This window comes from Sphingobium sp. (assembly GCF_035511395.1).
Taxonomy (GTDB): Bacteria; Pseudomonadota; Alphaproteobacteria; order Sphingomonadales; family Sphingomonadaceae; genus Sphingobium.
On the sequence record NZ_DATKFP010000023.1, the window covers coordinates 1 to 13,689 of the forward strand.

Below are 13,689 nucleotides of genomic sequence, written 5' to 3' on the forward strand. Positions count from 1 at the left end.
AATCACGCTCTCAAACGGCTGGCCACCGTCATTGCCGCCGACCGGCACGCGGATGTTGGAGCCGGGCACGGAGCGGTAGGTGCCGCGATTGGTCTGGTGTGCCGACGCCATCAGCGCGGAGCCGCCGATCGAGGTCTGGATACCCGACAGCTGGGTCATGGCCGCCGGATTGAAATAGATGGTCGAGGGATCATCGCCCGCCGCTGCGCCACCGGACAGGGCGCGGCCGGTTTCGATCGGGGATTGTTCCTGGAGATAGAAGCCACCTGCGAAGGCGGGAAGCGGTGCAGCCACGGCCGCAGTGACGAGAAGAAAACGGCTCAAACGGCGGCTAAGATACATGGCAAATCCTCTGCTAAACGCGACTTTTCTCATACCGAAAGGGCGGCGGTCCAACGCGCCAAACCGGCTTATGAGCTATGCGGCTTACCAAAGATGTCGTTAATTTCCAGTGTCGAACGGCGGAATTCTGCGGTTCCAGCCAACCGCTTTGATGGTTAGCGACGGATCGACGCTACGGCACTCGGCAAAAGCAGTGGCCTGAAAAAGACAAAAAAAAGCCGCCCGAAGGCGGCTATTAAGTTTTTAGGAGAGGATGCCTGAAAGGCCCGTTCCTTTTGCAGTGCAGCGCGCTTTGTCGCAAATGCGAAACATGATGCCGTGATTGCATTTTCTGCAATCATACAAAAAAGCGACCATTTCCCTAAAGGAAAGTTTCATTTCAGAACGATAACGGTACCAAATTTTTTATGCTGGTTGCCATCAATTGCCGACTGGCCGCCTCATCCCCGAATCGGCGAGCTGCGAATCAATCTGGGCCAGCAGTCTAACCAACCCATCCCTATCCGTCGCTTCCGCGCGGGCAACGAGCGCCGCCTGCGTATTCGACGCGCGGAGTAGCCACCACCCGTCCGCGGTGCGCACCCTGACGCCGTCAATGTCGCACAAATCAGCACCAGCTGTCCGAAGACGGGCAGCGACCTCCTCCAGCACAGCAAATTTCCGGGATTCCGGCGCAGGAAAGCGCAGTTCCGGCGTGATGATGCTGGTTGGTAGACGATCGCCCATGTCCGTGACGCTCAATCCCATGGTCGATACGAGCCGGATCAGCCGCACGGCGGCATAGAGGCCATCGTCATAGCCGGGATAATCGTCGGCGAAGAAGAGATGCCCGGTCGTCTCGCCGCCAAGCGGGCTGGCAATCTGCTTCATTCTGGACTTGATATGGCTATGGCCGCTCTTCCACATGTCGGGTCGACCGCCCGACGCGGCGATGCGGTCGAAGACGGTCTGGCTGGCCTTAACATCGCCGACGATCGGTGCGCCGGCGCGGTTTTTGAGAACATCCACCGCGAAGAGTCCCAGCAACTGGTCGCCCGCGATCGTCCGCCCCTGCGCGTCGATCACGCCGATCCTGTCGCCATCGCCATCGAAAGCCACGCCGAAATCGAGCTGCTTGCCGAGGACAAGCGCGCGCAGGTCGGCCAGATTCTCGTCTTCGGAAGGATCGGGATGATGATGAGGAAAATGGCCGTCCACTTCGGTGAGGAGCAGATGATGCTCACCTGGCAGGAGTTGCGCGAGCTTCTCCACCACCGGCCCGGCCGAACCATTGCCCGCGTCCCAACCGATCCGGCAGGCCGGCCCATCGAAACCCTGCATCAGCCGGGCGACATAGGCGTCCATGATGTCGACCGTCTCGACACGTCCCGCTCCGGAGTTCCAATCGCCGGCCGCCGCCATGACGCCCAGAGCCTGAATATCGTCGCCGAAGAAGGGCGCATGGGCCTTCACCAGCTTGAAGCCATTCTGGTCGCCGGGATTGTGGCTGCCGGTTATCTGAATGCCGCCGTCCACATCGCCGGTCATTTCGGCATGATATAGCATCGGCGTCGGACCGAGACCGATGCGTACGACGTCGATACCGCTTCGGGTCAACCCTTCGACCAGCGCCTTTTCCAGCATAGGCGAGCTTAGCCGCCCATCATAGCCGACCGCGACGCGCCGGCCGCCCGACCGGGCAATGACGGTTCCGAAACAGCGGCCCAGCGCCCAGGCGTCGCCGGCATGAAGCGTTTCCCCCACCGTGCCGCGCAGATCATAGTCGCGCAGCAGGGTCGGGTCGAAACGGTGCGTCACTGCTGCTTCTGTTTCTGGTCGGCGAGTAGCAGATCGCGGGCGGCATTGATTTCGGCGGCCAGCGCTTCAGTGCCGCCCTTGTCGGGATGGACCGAAGCGATCAGGCGGCGATGGGCAGCGCGGATCGCCTTGGCATCGGAATCGGGCGCAACGCCCAGCAGCGCGCGCGCCTTGGATACCTCAGCCGCATTGGGCGACGTCGGAGGCGTGGCGGCACGCTTGCGCGGACGGCTCCTGGCGTTGCCCTGCCTGGCGAAGAACAGCGCCGCGCCGATCAACAAGGGCGCGCCGACCGCCGGCTTGCCCTTCGCCGCCAGCACCGCACCGACCAGCGCTGCGCCCAATATCATGCCATCCTTTGCCGTCATGCGTTGCAGCCTCCCAGTCCAGATCAGCCAGATGGCAAGGCCAGCCAGCAGCAGCGCGAGCCAGCCCATCAGGCGGCGCCAAGCAGGTCCAGCGGCGGCGCGCCCTCATCCATGGGCAAGGCAAAGCCCGACACCATTTCGCGCAGTTCCTGTCGCGCGGCGATATGGCTGACACCCAGTTCGCCCAGATGTCCCTTGTCGAGCAAGGTCAGGCCCGAAGGAAAGAGTTCACGGAAGATGACGCGCTCCGAAAGGCCTGGAATGACACGAAATCCTACCCGGCGCGAGAGTTCCATCAGCGCGTCGCCGACCCGCTTCTTGTTGCGCGCATCATGATGCTGGACGCGGTTGCGCAGCACCACCCAGTCGATCGTGACACCGTCCACCTTCGCCCGCGTCTTGCGCGCGTCGAAGATGAGTTCGGAATAGAAGGACAGGCGGCGGACCTTGAAGGTTTCCGGGTCGACCTGGCCGATCAGGTCGAAATCGACGAAACTGTCGTTCATCGGCGTGACCAGCGTATTGGCATGGGGGGCGAGGTGCCGGGCATAGACGTCGTCGCGGCCGGGCGTATCGACCACCAGGAAATCCTTGCCCTGCGCCATCATGATCACCTGATCGTCGAGCGCGTCGATGCTGTCGCCGGTGAAGACGGCAAAATCGGGCGTCGGCAGGTCGATCTCGCGCCGGCGCGCGGTTTCGCGGCGGTTTTCCATGTAACGGGTGACGGTGCGCTGGCGCGGGTCGAGGTCGATCAAGCCGACATTGTGACCAAGCGCGGAGAGCGCGATGGCGGTATGGACCGCCGTGGTCGACTTGCCCGTCCCGCCCTTTTCATTGGCGAACACGATGAGATGCGGCTGCGGATTCGCCATCGGACCCTGATAACCCCGTTGATTGTCGCAATGCGTGTTGACGGTCGCGCCGGCACAGGCCTAGCAGAACGCCCCATATCATCCCGCCCTTATCGGAGCCCTTCCTCCCGTGCAAACGCTGCGTGATCTCCCCGCCCTCCGGGCCGCCGTCGAAACGCTGAAGAGCGACGGAAAACCGCTGGTTCTGGTGCCCACCATGGGCGCCCTGCACGACGGCCACATGGCGCTGGTGGAAGAAGCCCGGCGTCATGGGCGCCATGTCGTGGTTTCGATCTTCGTGAACCCAAAGCAGTTCGGCCCGAACGAGGATCTGGACGCCTATCCGCGGCGCGAGGCGAAGGATGCGCAGATGCTCAGCGCGGTCGGTGCCGACATCCTCTGGGCGCCAACGGTCGAGGTCATGTATTCCGCCGGTTTCGCCACCAATATCAGCGTAACCGGAATCAGCGACGGCCTCGACGGCGCAGCGCGGCCGGGCCATTTCGATGGCGTCGCCACCGTCGTCACCAAGCTGTTCAACCAGGTGCGGCCCGACGTCGCGATCTTCGGCGAGAAGGATTATCAGCAGCTTGCGGTGATCCGCCGCTTCGTTGCGGACCTAGACATCCCCATCGAGATCATCGGCATGCCGACCCAACGGGCCGAGGACGGCCTCGCCCTCTCCTCTCGCAACGCCTATCTGACCGAGGAGGAACGCAAGGCCGCGCTCGCCCTGCCCCGCGCGCTGGGCGAGGCGAAGAGGCAGATCGAAAAGGGTGATCCGGTCGAGGGTGCGCTGGCGAAGGCGATCGCCTCGCTCGCGGCGCACGGCTTCGGCCCGGTCGATTATGTGACCTTGTGCGATGCGGCGACGCTGGAACCGATGGCGGTGCTGGATCGCCCGGCCCGGCTGCTTGGCGCGGCGAAGCTCGGCTCCACCCGCCTCATCGACAATATCGCGGTCGATCCCGCTTAACTTCGCATATTTCCTGCATATTTTGACATTTTATTGCGCGGGGGCGATCCTATCTGTGGGTCGCCTCCCATCATAATCGCATTGGGTTCTGTAGGACAGAAGCCTGTCAGAAGGGCTTCACGATCACGCAGATCACGATCACCGCGGCGGCGACGCCGGGTATCTCGTTCAGCATTCGCAGCTTCTTGTCGCTATAGGGCCGCTCGCCCCGCGCCAACTTCTTGGCATAGCCCGCGATCCAGCCATGATAGCCCGACAGAGCCAGCACGAAGAGCAGCTTCAGGTGGAACCAGCCGAAATGCCAGGCGCCGATCTCCACCATCAGCATCAGGCCGAAGACCCAGACCAGCACAAGCGAGGGATTGAGGATGATCTTGAGCAGGCGCGTCTCCCGCTCGATCCAGCGCTTGTCCTCCGGCGATCCGGGCACGGTTTCCTGGTGATAGACGAAGAAGCGCGGCATCATGAACAGTCCCGCCATCAGGAAGATGACGAAGATCACATGGGCGGCCTTCACCCAGAGATAGGCAGCACCAAGATACGCCATCAGTCGGTAACTCCTTGCTTCCGCACATAATCAACGAGCGCTTCGACATGCGCAATGGGCGTGTCGGGCAGAATGCCATGGCCAAGGTTGAAGATATGCGGACGGTCGGCAAAGGCGGCGCGGATATTGTCGACCGCCTCCTCCACCGCCGGGCCGCCAGCAATCAGCGCCAGCGGATCGAGATTGCCCTGCACCGGCATGCCCTGCGGCAGCGCCCGATTGGCCCAGTGCGGATCGATCGTTTCGTCGACGCCGACCGCATCGACGCCGGTCCGCGCCGCATAGTCGGCCAGCTTCTCGCCCGCCCCCTTGGGAAAGCCGATCACCGCAATATCGGGATGGATCGCCTTCAGCCGCGCGACGATTTGTCGGTTCGGCTCGATCACCCAGCGTTCGAACTGGAGCGGGGCAAGACTGCCGGCCCAGCTGTCGAACAGTTGCACCGCTTCCACGCCAGCCTCGATCTGGCCCGAAAGATAGAGGACGGTCGCATCGACGATCGCGTCGATCAGGGCGGCAAACCTGTCCGGCTCATTATAGACCATGCGACGGGCGGCGCTGTGATCCTTGCTCCCCTGCCCCGCCACCATATAGGTCGCGATGGTCCAGGGACTGCCTGCAAAGCCCAGGAAGGTCACGTCCGGGTCCAGGGCCGCCTTCACCTGCCGGACGGTCTCGTAGATGGCCTCGAAGCGGCTGAAATCGGGTTTCAGCATCGACAGGTCGGTCTGGCTGAGGATCGGGGCTAGACGCGGACCTTCGCCGGCCTCGAACCAGAGATCCTGTCCCATCGCATAGGGGACGATCAATATGTCGGAAAAGAGGATCGCGCCGTCGAAGCCGAAGCGGCGGAGAGGCTGAAGCGTCACCTCGGCCGCTGCGGCGCTGTCATAGACCAGTTCGAGGAAGCCGCCCTTGTCGGCACGCAGCGCCCGATATTCGGGCAGGTAGCGGCCGGCCTGGCGCATCAGCCACATGGGCGGGACGGCGGGACGCTCTCCCTTGAGGACGCCCATCAGGGGCTTTTCGGTGAGGCGCGCCGGGGCGTCGATACGCATCAGACTCTCTCTTTAATTTTAGATTCAAAGGATGGTGGAGATAGTTGGTCCGTTGGCAGCGGGGTTTATGCGTTGTGCCCGCTTTTGCCAACAGATTGACTCCCCAGAGTCACGGAAGTTGCGGCGAGTCAGAGTCGCTATCCCCGTTATCCACAGGCTGTGGATGGAAAATCGGGTCTGTTGGGGGGCTGTGGATAAGATTCCGGCCAGTGGGGACGGGAAAAGGGTCGATATTTATCCACAGATTCATCCCTTGCTTTATCCACAGCCTCCCCACAGAGATGTGCCCATGGCGCGTATCCACCTTCATCTCCTGTCTGACTCCACTGGCGAGACGCTGGAGAATATCGCCAAGGCAGCGATCGGGCTGTTCGAGAATGTCGAGGCGATCCGCCATTTCTGGCCGATGGTGCGATCCGAAGTCCATCTCGACCGGATCATGGAGGAAATCGCCGCCAATCCGGGGCTGGTGCTCTTCACCCTCACCAATCATATGTTGCGCCGTCGGCTGGAGACGCGCTGCCGCGCGCTCGGACTGCCGCATGTCGCGGCGCTCGACAGCGTGGCCGACGCCCTGTCCAACATATTGGGGCAGGAAACGCGGACCCGGCCGGGGCGCAAGCATATCCTCGACGAAGCCTATTTCGCCCGGATCGAGGCGATCCAGTTCACCATCGCCCATGACGATGGCGTGGGGCATGACAATTGGGAGGAGGCGGATATCGTGCTGGCGGGCGTGTCGCGCGCGTCCAAGACGCCGACCTCCATCTATCTCGCCAATCGTGGCTACAAGACCGCCAATATCCCGCTGGTGCCGGAATCGCCGCCGCCGCGCAGCCTCTTTTCGTTGCGGCATCCGATGGTCGTGGGGCTGACCGTCAGCCCCGAACGGCTGATCCAGATTCGGCGCAACCGGTTGTTGTCGCTCAACCAGGCGCCCGAAACCGCCTATGTCGATAATGACAAGGTGCAGGAGGAACTGGCCTTCGCCCGACGCATGTTTGCCGACAATGGCTGGCCGGTGATCGACATGACCCGCCGATCGATCGAGGAGGCGGCGGCCGCCATCATCAATCTGTTCAACGACCGCGAACTGGCGGAAGGGCATGAGATATGATCGTACTGGCTTCGCAGAGCGCCAGCCGTCGCGCGCTGCTGAGCGCCGCGCAGGTGCCGTTCGAGGCGCTGTCGCCCGGCGTCGACGAGGAAGCGGCCAAGGAAGCGTTGCGCGCCGATGGCTTCGACGCGCGGGCGCTCGCCGATGCGCTGGCGGAGTTGAAGGCGCTCAAGGTGTCGCGGCGGGTGCCGGGCGCGCTGGTGCTGGGCTGCGACCAGACATTGAGTCTGGCGGGGGGCATCGGCGATGGCGACGAACGCGGCGAGATGATCGACAAGGCGGTCGATCGCGTCGATGCGGCACGCATCCTGAAGCTGTTGTCGGGACGGGTGCATCATCTTCACAGCGCGGCGGTGATCGCGCTCAATGGCTTGTGCGTCTGGCGCCATGTCGAGCGGGTGCGGATGACGGTGCGGCCTTTGTCCGACGCCTTCATCCAGTCCTATCTCGACGCCGACTGGGAGGAACTGCGCTGGTGCGTGGGCTGCTACCGGATTGAGGGGCCGGGGGTGCAGATCTTCAGCAAGGTGGAAGGCAGCCAGTTCGCGATTCAGGGCCTGCCGCTGCTGCCTTTGCTTGACTTTCTGCGCGTGCGGGGCGTTCTGGCGGCATGACCGACAAGCTCCCCTATGCAGAAGTGATCGGCGATCCGATCGCACACAGCAAATCGCCGCTGATTCACAATTTCTGGCTCCAGGCGCTGGATATCGAGGCGGAATACAAGAAAACGCATGTGACGCCGGATGGGCTGGCCGCCTATTTCCTTGCGCGGCGTGCCGATCCCGACTGGCTGGGCTGCAACGTCACCATCCCGCACAAGATCGCGGTGATGGACTATACCGACGATCCGGGCGGCGTGCGCGAGCGGATCGGGGCGATGAACACGATCGCATCGGAAACGGGCGGGCCGCTGATCGGCACCAACACCGATGCGGGCGGCTTCCTCCAGCCGCTGCTGCGCGACAAATGGAAGGGGCAGAGCGCAGTGCTGGTCGGCGCCGGCGGCGCGGCGCGGGCGATCCTGTTCGCGCTCACCAGCCTGGGCGTGCCGGACATCACCATCATGGCGCGCGATCCGGCCAAGGGGCAGGCGCTGCTCGACCATTCGGGAACCAGTGGGCGGGTGATCGGCATGACGGACAAGCTGCCCGCCGCCGACCTGCTGGTCAATTCGACCTCGCTGGGCATGGTGGGCCAGCCGCTGCTGGACCTGGACCTGTCGCCGCTGCCCGGCAGCGCGACCGTCTATGACATCGTCTATGCGCCGCTGGAGACGGCGCTGCTGAAGGCGGCGCGGGCGCGGGGCCTCAGCACGCTCGACGGGCTTGAAATGCTGATCGGGCAGGCGGCGCTGGCCTTCGACATCTTCTTCGATGCCGAAGCGCCGCGCGACCTGGACGAGGAATTGCGCGCGCTGCTGCTCGCGGCAGACTGATGAAGGTCTACGGGCTCACCGGCTCGATCGGCATGGGCAAGTCGGCGGTCGCGGCAATGTTTCGGCGCGAAGGCGTGCCCCTGTTCGATGCCGATGCGGAAGTGCATAGACTGCAAGGACCGGGCGGGCGGCTGCTCCCGGCGATCGAGGCGCGCTTTCCGGGCACGACCGGGCAGAAGGGCGTCGACCGGGCGAAGCTGGGCGCGGCGGTGTTCGGCCATCCGCAGGAGCGAAAGGCGCTGGAGGCCATCGTCCACCCAGCGGTTCGGGATTCGCGCGAACAATTTCTGCGCCGGTATCGGTCGCGCGCCTTCGTGATCCTCGACATACCGCTGCTGTTCGAAACACATGGGCAGAAGCGGCTGGATGGAGTCATCGTCGTCAGCGCGCCGGCATGGAAGCAGCGCAAGCGAGTCCTGGCGCGGCCGGGCATGACTGCGGAAAAATTTCGCCAGATTGTCCATCTGCAAACACCCGATGCTGAAAAGCGGCGTCGGGCGAACTATATCATCCATACGGGTACGACATTTGCCGCGACCCGCGCACAGGTCAGGCGTCTGGTCGCTTGCCTTGGCGCGAAGACAGGCAGATAAGGGTTGGCCCACAGAGTCGAATGAAGAGGGCGATGCGCGAAGTCATTTTCGATACCGAAACGACGGGCTTCGATCCCGCATCCGGCGACCGACTGGTCGAAATCGGCTGTATCGAACTCATCAACCGCGTGCCCAGCGGTCGAACCTTCCACGCATATTATCATCCCGAGCGGGACATGCCTGCCGCGGCTTTCGCCGTGCATGGCCTGTCTGCCGAATTCCTGCGGGACAAGCCCCTGTTCGCGAAGGGCGCCCTGGAACTGATGGAATTTCTGGAGGACAGTCCGCTGGTCGCGCACAATGCGCGCTTCGACTTTGGCTTCCTCAATCACGAACTCAAGCTGTGCGGCCATCCCGAAGTGGCGATGGACCGGATGGTCGACACGGTCGCCATTGCACGGACGCTGCATCCCGGTGCCAAGCACAGCCTGGATGCGCTCTGCACACGCTACGGCATCGATCGCAGCCATCGCGTCAAGCATGGCGCGCTGCTCGACGCCGAATTGCTGGCGCAGCTCTATATCGAACTGACCGGAGGCCGTCAGATCGGTCTGGGTCTGGCACAGGAGGAGGTCAAAGAGATCGTCAGGGTGGAACTGATGGAGACCACCATGGTTCGCCCTGTTCGTCCCGCGCGGGTCTTCACGGCCAGCGCGCAGGAACTGGAGCGGCATGCGGCGTTTGTCGCGACGCTGACCGAGCCGCTCTGGTTGCAGGAGGCATAGACCGACAGGAAAACTGCCGGGCCTCATGCCTCCAAGCCAACCGGGCCGTCCTCCCGACGACCCGGCAAGAATAAGGAGAAGGCATATGGATATTCGTGTTTCCGGGCATCAGGTCGAGACGGGCGACGCGCTCAAGAGCCATGTCACCGAACGACTGGAAGGGATGGCCGAGAAATATTTTTCCCGCACGCTTTCCGCCCAGGTGACGTTCCGGCCGGCCCCGCATGGCGCCTTCCATTGCGATATCGTGTGCCACGTCATGACCGGGCTGATCCTGAAGGGCGCGGGCGAGGCGCAGGAAGCGCATCCGGCCTTCGAACAGGCGGCGGACCGCATCGAAAAGCAGTTGCGCCGCTACATGCGCCGCCTGAAGGACCGCAGCGCACAGACGGCCGCGGCCGAGGCGCAGCGGGCCAATGGCTATAGCGTCGATGATATCGACGGCGCGGGCTACACCATCTTCGCGTCCGGCGATGAGGAGGAACCGGCCGACGCCCCGCTGATCGTGGCGGAAACCCGTGTCGATATTCCGGAGGCCAGCGTGTCCGACGCGGTGATGATGCTGGACCTGCGCAACACCAATGCGCTGTTGTTCCTCAATGCCGGCACGTCGGCCTATAATATGGTTTATCGCCGCCACGACGGTACGATTGGCTGGGTTGAGCCCCGTGCCTGATCGCAGCATAGGCCGGGTCGAGCCGCAGGGCTGACCCGGTCCCGGCCCGGCCCCTTGCCTTGACCTGCGGGAGCAGGCAGCTTATGGGACCGGGCTTTCATTGTCCGAGCAAAAGCGCGATGAAACGGACTGCGCGGCTCGGCCGTTTCGGATAGACCATGGTTAACTTCAACGACATCGTGTCGCCCGAAGCGCTCGCTACGGCGCTGGCGGCGAACGGCAAGAAGGCGCTTTTCCAGAAGATCGCCGTCCTCGCAGCCTGCGCCTATGGACTGGACGCGGATGAGGTAGGCGACGCGCTGTTCGAACGGGAACGGCTGGGATCGACGGGTTTTGGCGGTGGCGTCGCCATTCCCCATGCCAAGATCGCGGGCCTCGACAAGATGTGCGGCGTGGTCGTTCTGCTCGATCCGGCGGTGCCGTTCGATGCTGTGGACGAAGCGCCGGTCGATGTCGTCTTTGCCCTGCTGTCGCCGGTCGATAGCGGCGCCGAGCATCTCAAGACGCTGGCGCGCGTGTCCCGCTATCTGCGCGACGAAAATAACGTCGTGCGCCTGCGTGGCGCCGGATCGACCGCAGCGCTCCACGCGCTGCTCGCAGGCGGCGAGGCGCGTGACGCAGCCTGATGCGCCGAGCGGCGAGGTTGCGCATTTCCGCGCGCTCGAAAATCTCTATCGGTCGGCGCCGATAAACAGCCTGTTCCGGTCGGAACTGAGCATCCCGGAAGCGGGCCATTCGGTCATTGATTTCGATGTCGACGAAAGCCAGTTCCATGCTGCGGGCGCGGTGCATGGCACCGTCTATTTCAAGATGCTGGACGATGCGGCCTTCTACGCCGCCAACAGCTTGGTCAGTGACCGGTTCCTGCTGACCACCGCGTTCAATCTGCTCTTCACCCGGCCGATCGGTCCGGGGCGCATTCGCGCCGAGGGCCGCTGGATCAGCGGCAGGCGCCGCGTCTATGTCGCCGAGGCGAGCCTGATCGATGTGAGCGGCGAGGAGGTTGGGCGGGGCACCGGCACCTTCATGCGATCACAATTCCCGCTGTCATCGCTCCCCGGCTATGTCGGCTGATCCGCGGCTGACCAGCGCGATGCTGGTCGGGGCGTTGCGTCGCCGTGTGGCGGCAGCGGGTGGCTTTGCCACGATATTGGCGAAGGGCGACGAGATCAGTGGCGTCATCCTCGTGCAAATTCTCGAAAAAGGGCGGGAAACCGGCCTTTTCGAACGGGTGCCGAACTTTGTCGGCGGTTATGCGTTGATGCGCTGTGGACCCTCTGCCGAAGAGGGACCGGAGGCGCTGGACCAGTATATCGCGCGCCGGCGCAGGTCGGACCCGGACCTGTGGCTGATAGAACTCGATGTCCCGGAAGGGGAACGCTTCGCCGCTGAAACGATCTGCTGATCGTTGACTCATCGTCATGAGCCGGGCAGAGGCGCCCAACGCCAACGCGCAGGTTGCCGATATCGCCCATTGGGGGGCGGGCGCGGTAAACACGCAGACGGGAGGCGGCCGGTCATCGCGAAGAATATGGTTAATGCGACGCCCAGGCCAAGAACCGCACGTTTTTGAACCGGAATGAGTTTTCGTCTTAAAGCTGCCATCTTCGCAGCCTTTGCCCTGTCCGCCGCCGCTGCGGTCTCGGCCTCTGATATGTCGGTAGCGAGCGAAACGCTCGTCACCTCTTCCTCGCTTCCCATCGAAGCCCTGAACGGACAGAAGTCCGTCACGTTCGCCGCGCCGCGCGAAGTCGCGCAGCCGCTGGCCACCGCCCCGCTGGGCGCAAACGGTTTTTCGACCGACCCCGATTTCCAGGCGAACAGCCTCGCTGCTCTGGTCGACGCCCAAGGCGCGCCCGAGGAGCTTGACGGCGACATGAAGTGCCTGGCCGGTGCGGTCTATTTCGAATCCAAGGGCGAAAGCCTGGAAGGCCAGCTGGCCGTCGCGCGCGTGATCATCAATCGCGCGAAGTCCGGCCGTTTCGCCGACAGCCTCTGCGGCGTCGTCTATCAGCCGAGCCAGTTCAGCTTCGTGCGCGGCCATGGCATGCCGCCGATCCGCATCGGCAGCGATAGCTGGCGCGAGGCCGTCGCCATCGCCCAGATCGCGATGGACGACAGCTGGGACAGCCGCGCCGAGGGCGCGCTCTTCTTCCACGCCCGCCGCGTTTCGCCCGACTGGGGCAAGACCAAGCTGGCGTCGATCGACAATCATATCTTCTATCGCTGATATCGGCTCCGCACCGTTGGCGGTGTGGCAGCACTGAATAGCAGAGGGCCGGTTCGGACATCCGAATCGGCCTTTTCTTTTGTTCCTATAATGTTCTAATATCGCGCTCATGGATATCGCTTCCCCCGACACCTGTTCGCCCCTGACCGATGGCACCGCACTGGCCGTGGCGCGGGGTACGCTGCGCCTCTTCTTCCGCCACGACATGAGCGGCATATTGGAAGTGCCGCTGCCCAATGGCCGCCGCGCGGACATCATGGCGATCGACAGCGCCGGGCGGCTCACCATCGTCGAGATCAAGTGCAGCCGCGCCGACCTGCTGGGCGATATGAAATGGCCCGATTATTTCGATTATTGCGACCGGTTCTTCTGGGCGGTGCCGGCCGGGTTCGACCTCAGCCCGTTCGAGAGCGAGGCGCTGTGGCCGACGCGCACCGGACTGATCGTTGCCGACCAATATGATGCCGAACTGGTCCGTCCCGCACCGGTGGAGCCGTTGGCGGCCGCCCGGCGCAAGGCGGAGACGCTGCGCTTCGCCCGGCGTGCCGCACGAAGGTTGACGGCGCTCAGCGACCCGGACCATGCTGCGGAGCTGGGTTGGTAGGTCAGGCAGGGAGGGGCATGCGGTCCCATCTGGAATTTCGATCGGGAGCGCTGCGCGATCCGCCGGGGACAGGACCGGCGGGGGAGATGCTGGCACGGCAACTGGCGATCGCGCTGCCGGTCCATGGCTATCGCATCCGCAGGATCGTCGCCGAAGATTGGGGATGGTGCGTGATGCTTGCGAATCCGGGCTTTTCGCTCTGGATCGGATGCGGTCCCTATTCCGGACATCCCGATGGCCATCTCTGCTTCATCGTGCCGTCAAAGCCGCGGGTTTGGAGCTGGCTTGGCCGCGTCGATGCGAGTGAAACCGTCGAACGGCTCGCGGCCGCGCTCGAATCCTGCGTGCTTAAAAGCGGCGTCGCGCA

The 13,689-nt window shown here is 63.7% G+C and carries 19 protein-coding genes; 13 read left to right on the top strand and 6 right to left on the bottom strand.

What is annotated here, in order from left to right:
* The 4 genes from VMR39_RS00980 to VMR39_RS00995 all read right to left on the bottom strand — a co-directional run.
* Positions 1–342: outer membrane protein transport protein (locus VMR39_RS00980; protein WP_325413466.1), on the bottom strand; the 342-nt coding region annotated here is incomplete at its 3' end.
* Between the two features lie 420 nt (positions 343–762).
* Complete coding sequence (gene pgmG, locus VMR39_RS00985; protein ID WP_325413468.1) at positions 763–2,139, bottom strand: phosphoglucomutase/phosphomannomutase PgmG; 1,377 nt, start codon at positions 2,137–2,139, stop codon at positions 763–765.
* Positions 2,136–2,576: a J domain-containing protein gene (locus VMR39_RS00990; RefSeq protein WP_325413470.1), complete on the bottom strand. Its 441-nt coding sequence runs from the start codon at positions 2,574–2,576 to the stop codon at positions 2,136–2,138. The genes pgmG and VMR39_RS00990 overlap by 4 nt, the downstream gene beginning before the upstream one ends.
* On the bottom strand, positions 2,576–3,382 hold the full coding sequence (locus VMR39_RS00995) for a division plane positioning ATPase MipZ (protein WP_325413472.1): 807 nt from the start codon (positions 3,380–3,382) through the stop codon (positions 2,576–2,578). Before VMR39_RS00995 ends, VMR39_RS00990 begins: the two co-directional genes overlap by 1 nt.
* Positions 3,383–3,491: 109 nt before the next feature.
* On the opposite strand from VMR39_RS00995, the gene panC reads away from it, so the two are divergent.
* Positions 3,492–4,337 carry a pantoate--beta-alanine ligase gene (panC, locus tag VMR39_RS01000; protein ID WP_325413474.1) on the top strand — a complete coding sequence of 282 codons (846 nt, stop codon included), beginning with the start codon at positions 3,492–3,494 and terminating at the stop codon, positions 4,335–4,337.
* A 106-nt stretch (positions 4,338–4,443) separates the two neighbouring features.
* On the opposite strand, the gene VMR39_RS01005 is transcribed toward panC, so the two are convergent.
* Both VMR39_RS01005 and hemE read right to left on the bottom strand, forming a co-directional pair.
* Positions 4,444–4,884 carry a CopD family protein gene (locus VMR39_RS01005; RefSeq protein ID WP_325413476.1) on the bottom strand — a complete coding sequence of 147 codons (441 nt, stop codon included), beginning with the start codon at positions 4,882–4,884 and terminating at the stop codon, positions 4,444–4,446.
* Entirely contained in the window at positions 4,884–5,942 is a 1,059-nt protein-coding gene (hemE, locus tag VMR39_RS01010; protein WP_325413481.1) for a uroporphyrinogen decarboxylase, read from the bottom strand. Before hemE ends, VMR39_RS01005 begins: the two co-directional genes overlap by 1 nt.
* A 289-nt stretch (positions 5,943–6,231) precedes the next feature.
* Here hemE and VMR39_RS01015 point away from each other — a divergent pair, with 289 nt between their 5' ends.
* The 12 genes from VMR39_RS01015 to VMR39_RS01070 all read left to right on the top strand — a co-directional run.
* Positions 6,232–7,059: a pyruvate, water dikinase regulatory protein gene (locus VMR39_RS01015; RefSeq protein WP_325413483.1), complete on the top strand. Its 828-nt coding sequence runs from the start codon at positions 6,232–6,234 to the stop codon at positions 7,057–7,059.
* Complete coding sequence (locus VMR39_RS01020) at positions 7,056–7,673, top strand: Maf family protein (protein WP_325413485.1); 618 nt, start codon at positions 7,056–7,058, stop codon at positions 7,671–7,673. Before VMR39_RS01015 ends, VMR39_RS01020 begins: the two co-directional genes overlap by 4 nt.
* Positions 7,670–8,494 (top strand): shikimate dehydrogenase, encoded by an 825-nt coding sequence (aroE, locus tag VMR39_RS01025; protein ID WP_325413487.1) that lies wholly within the window; start codon positions 7,670–7,672, stop codon positions 8,492–8,494. Before VMR39_RS01020 ends, aroE begins: the two co-directional genes overlap by 4 nt.
* Positions 8,494–9,087, top strand: coding sequence for a dephospho-CoA kinase (coaE, locus tag VMR39_RS01030; RefSeq protein ID WP_325413489.1), 594 nt, complete (start codon positions 8,494–8,496; stop codon positions 9,085–9,087). Before aroE ends, coaE begins: the two co-directional genes overlap by 1 nt.
* Positions 9,088–9,119: 32 nt before the next feature.
* Positions 9,120–9,812 (top strand): DNA polymerase III subunit epsilon, encoded by a 693-nt coding sequence (gene dnaQ / locus VMR39_RS01035; protein ID WP_325413491.1) that lies wholly within the window; start codon positions 9,120–9,122, stop codon positions 9,810–9,812.
* An 85-nt stretch (positions 9,813–9,897) separates the two neighbouring features.
* On the top strand, positions 9,898–10,488 hold the full coding sequence (gene hpf, locus VMR39_RS01040) for a ribosome hibernation-promoting factor, HPF/YfiA family (protein ID WP_325413493.1): 591 nt from the start codon (positions 9,898–9,900) through the stop codon (positions 10,486–10,488).
* 158 nt (positions 10,489–10,646) lie between these two features.
* Positions 10,647–11,114 carry a PTS sugar transporter subunit IIA gene (locus VMR39_RS01045; RefSeq protein ID WP_325413495.1) on the top strand — a complete coding sequence of 156 codons (468 nt, stop codon included), beginning with the start codon at positions 10,647–10,649 and terminating at the stop codon, positions 11,112–11,114.
* Positions 11,101–11,562, top strand: coding sequence for a PaaI family thioesterase (locus tag VMR39_RS01050; protein WP_325413497.1), 462 nt, complete (start codon positions 11,101–11,103; stop codon positions 11,560–11,562). The genes VMR39_RS01045 and VMR39_RS01050 overlap by 14 nt, the downstream gene beginning before the upstream one ends.
* Positions 11,552–11,893: a DUF1491 family protein gene (locus VMR39_RS01055; protein WP_325413499.1), complete on the top strand. Its 342-nt coding sequence runs from the start codon at positions 11,552–11,554 to the stop codon at positions 11,891–11,893. The genes VMR39_RS01050 and VMR39_RS01055 overlap by 11 nt, the downstream gene beginning before the upstream one ends.
* Before the next feature lie 174 nt (positions 11,894–12,067).
* Positions 12,068–12,718 carry a cell wall hydrolase gene (locus VMR39_RS01060; RefSeq protein WP_325413501.1) on the top strand — a complete coding sequence of 217 codons (651 nt, stop codon included), beginning with the start codon at positions 12,068–12,070 and terminating at the stop codon, positions 12,716–12,718.
* A gap of 109 nt (positions 12,719–12,827) precedes the next feature.
* Positions 12,828–13,322 (top strand): MmcB family DNA repair protein, encoded by a 495-nt coding sequence (locus tag VMR39_RS01065; protein WP_325413502.1) that lies wholly within the window; start codon positions 12,828–12,830, stop codon positions 13,320–13,322.
* Positions 13,323–13,339: 17 nt separating this feature from the next.
* On the top strand, positions 13,340–13,689 hold a 350-nt coding region (locus VMR39_RS01070), incomplete at its 3' end, for a hypothetical protein (RefSeq protein ID WP_325413504.1).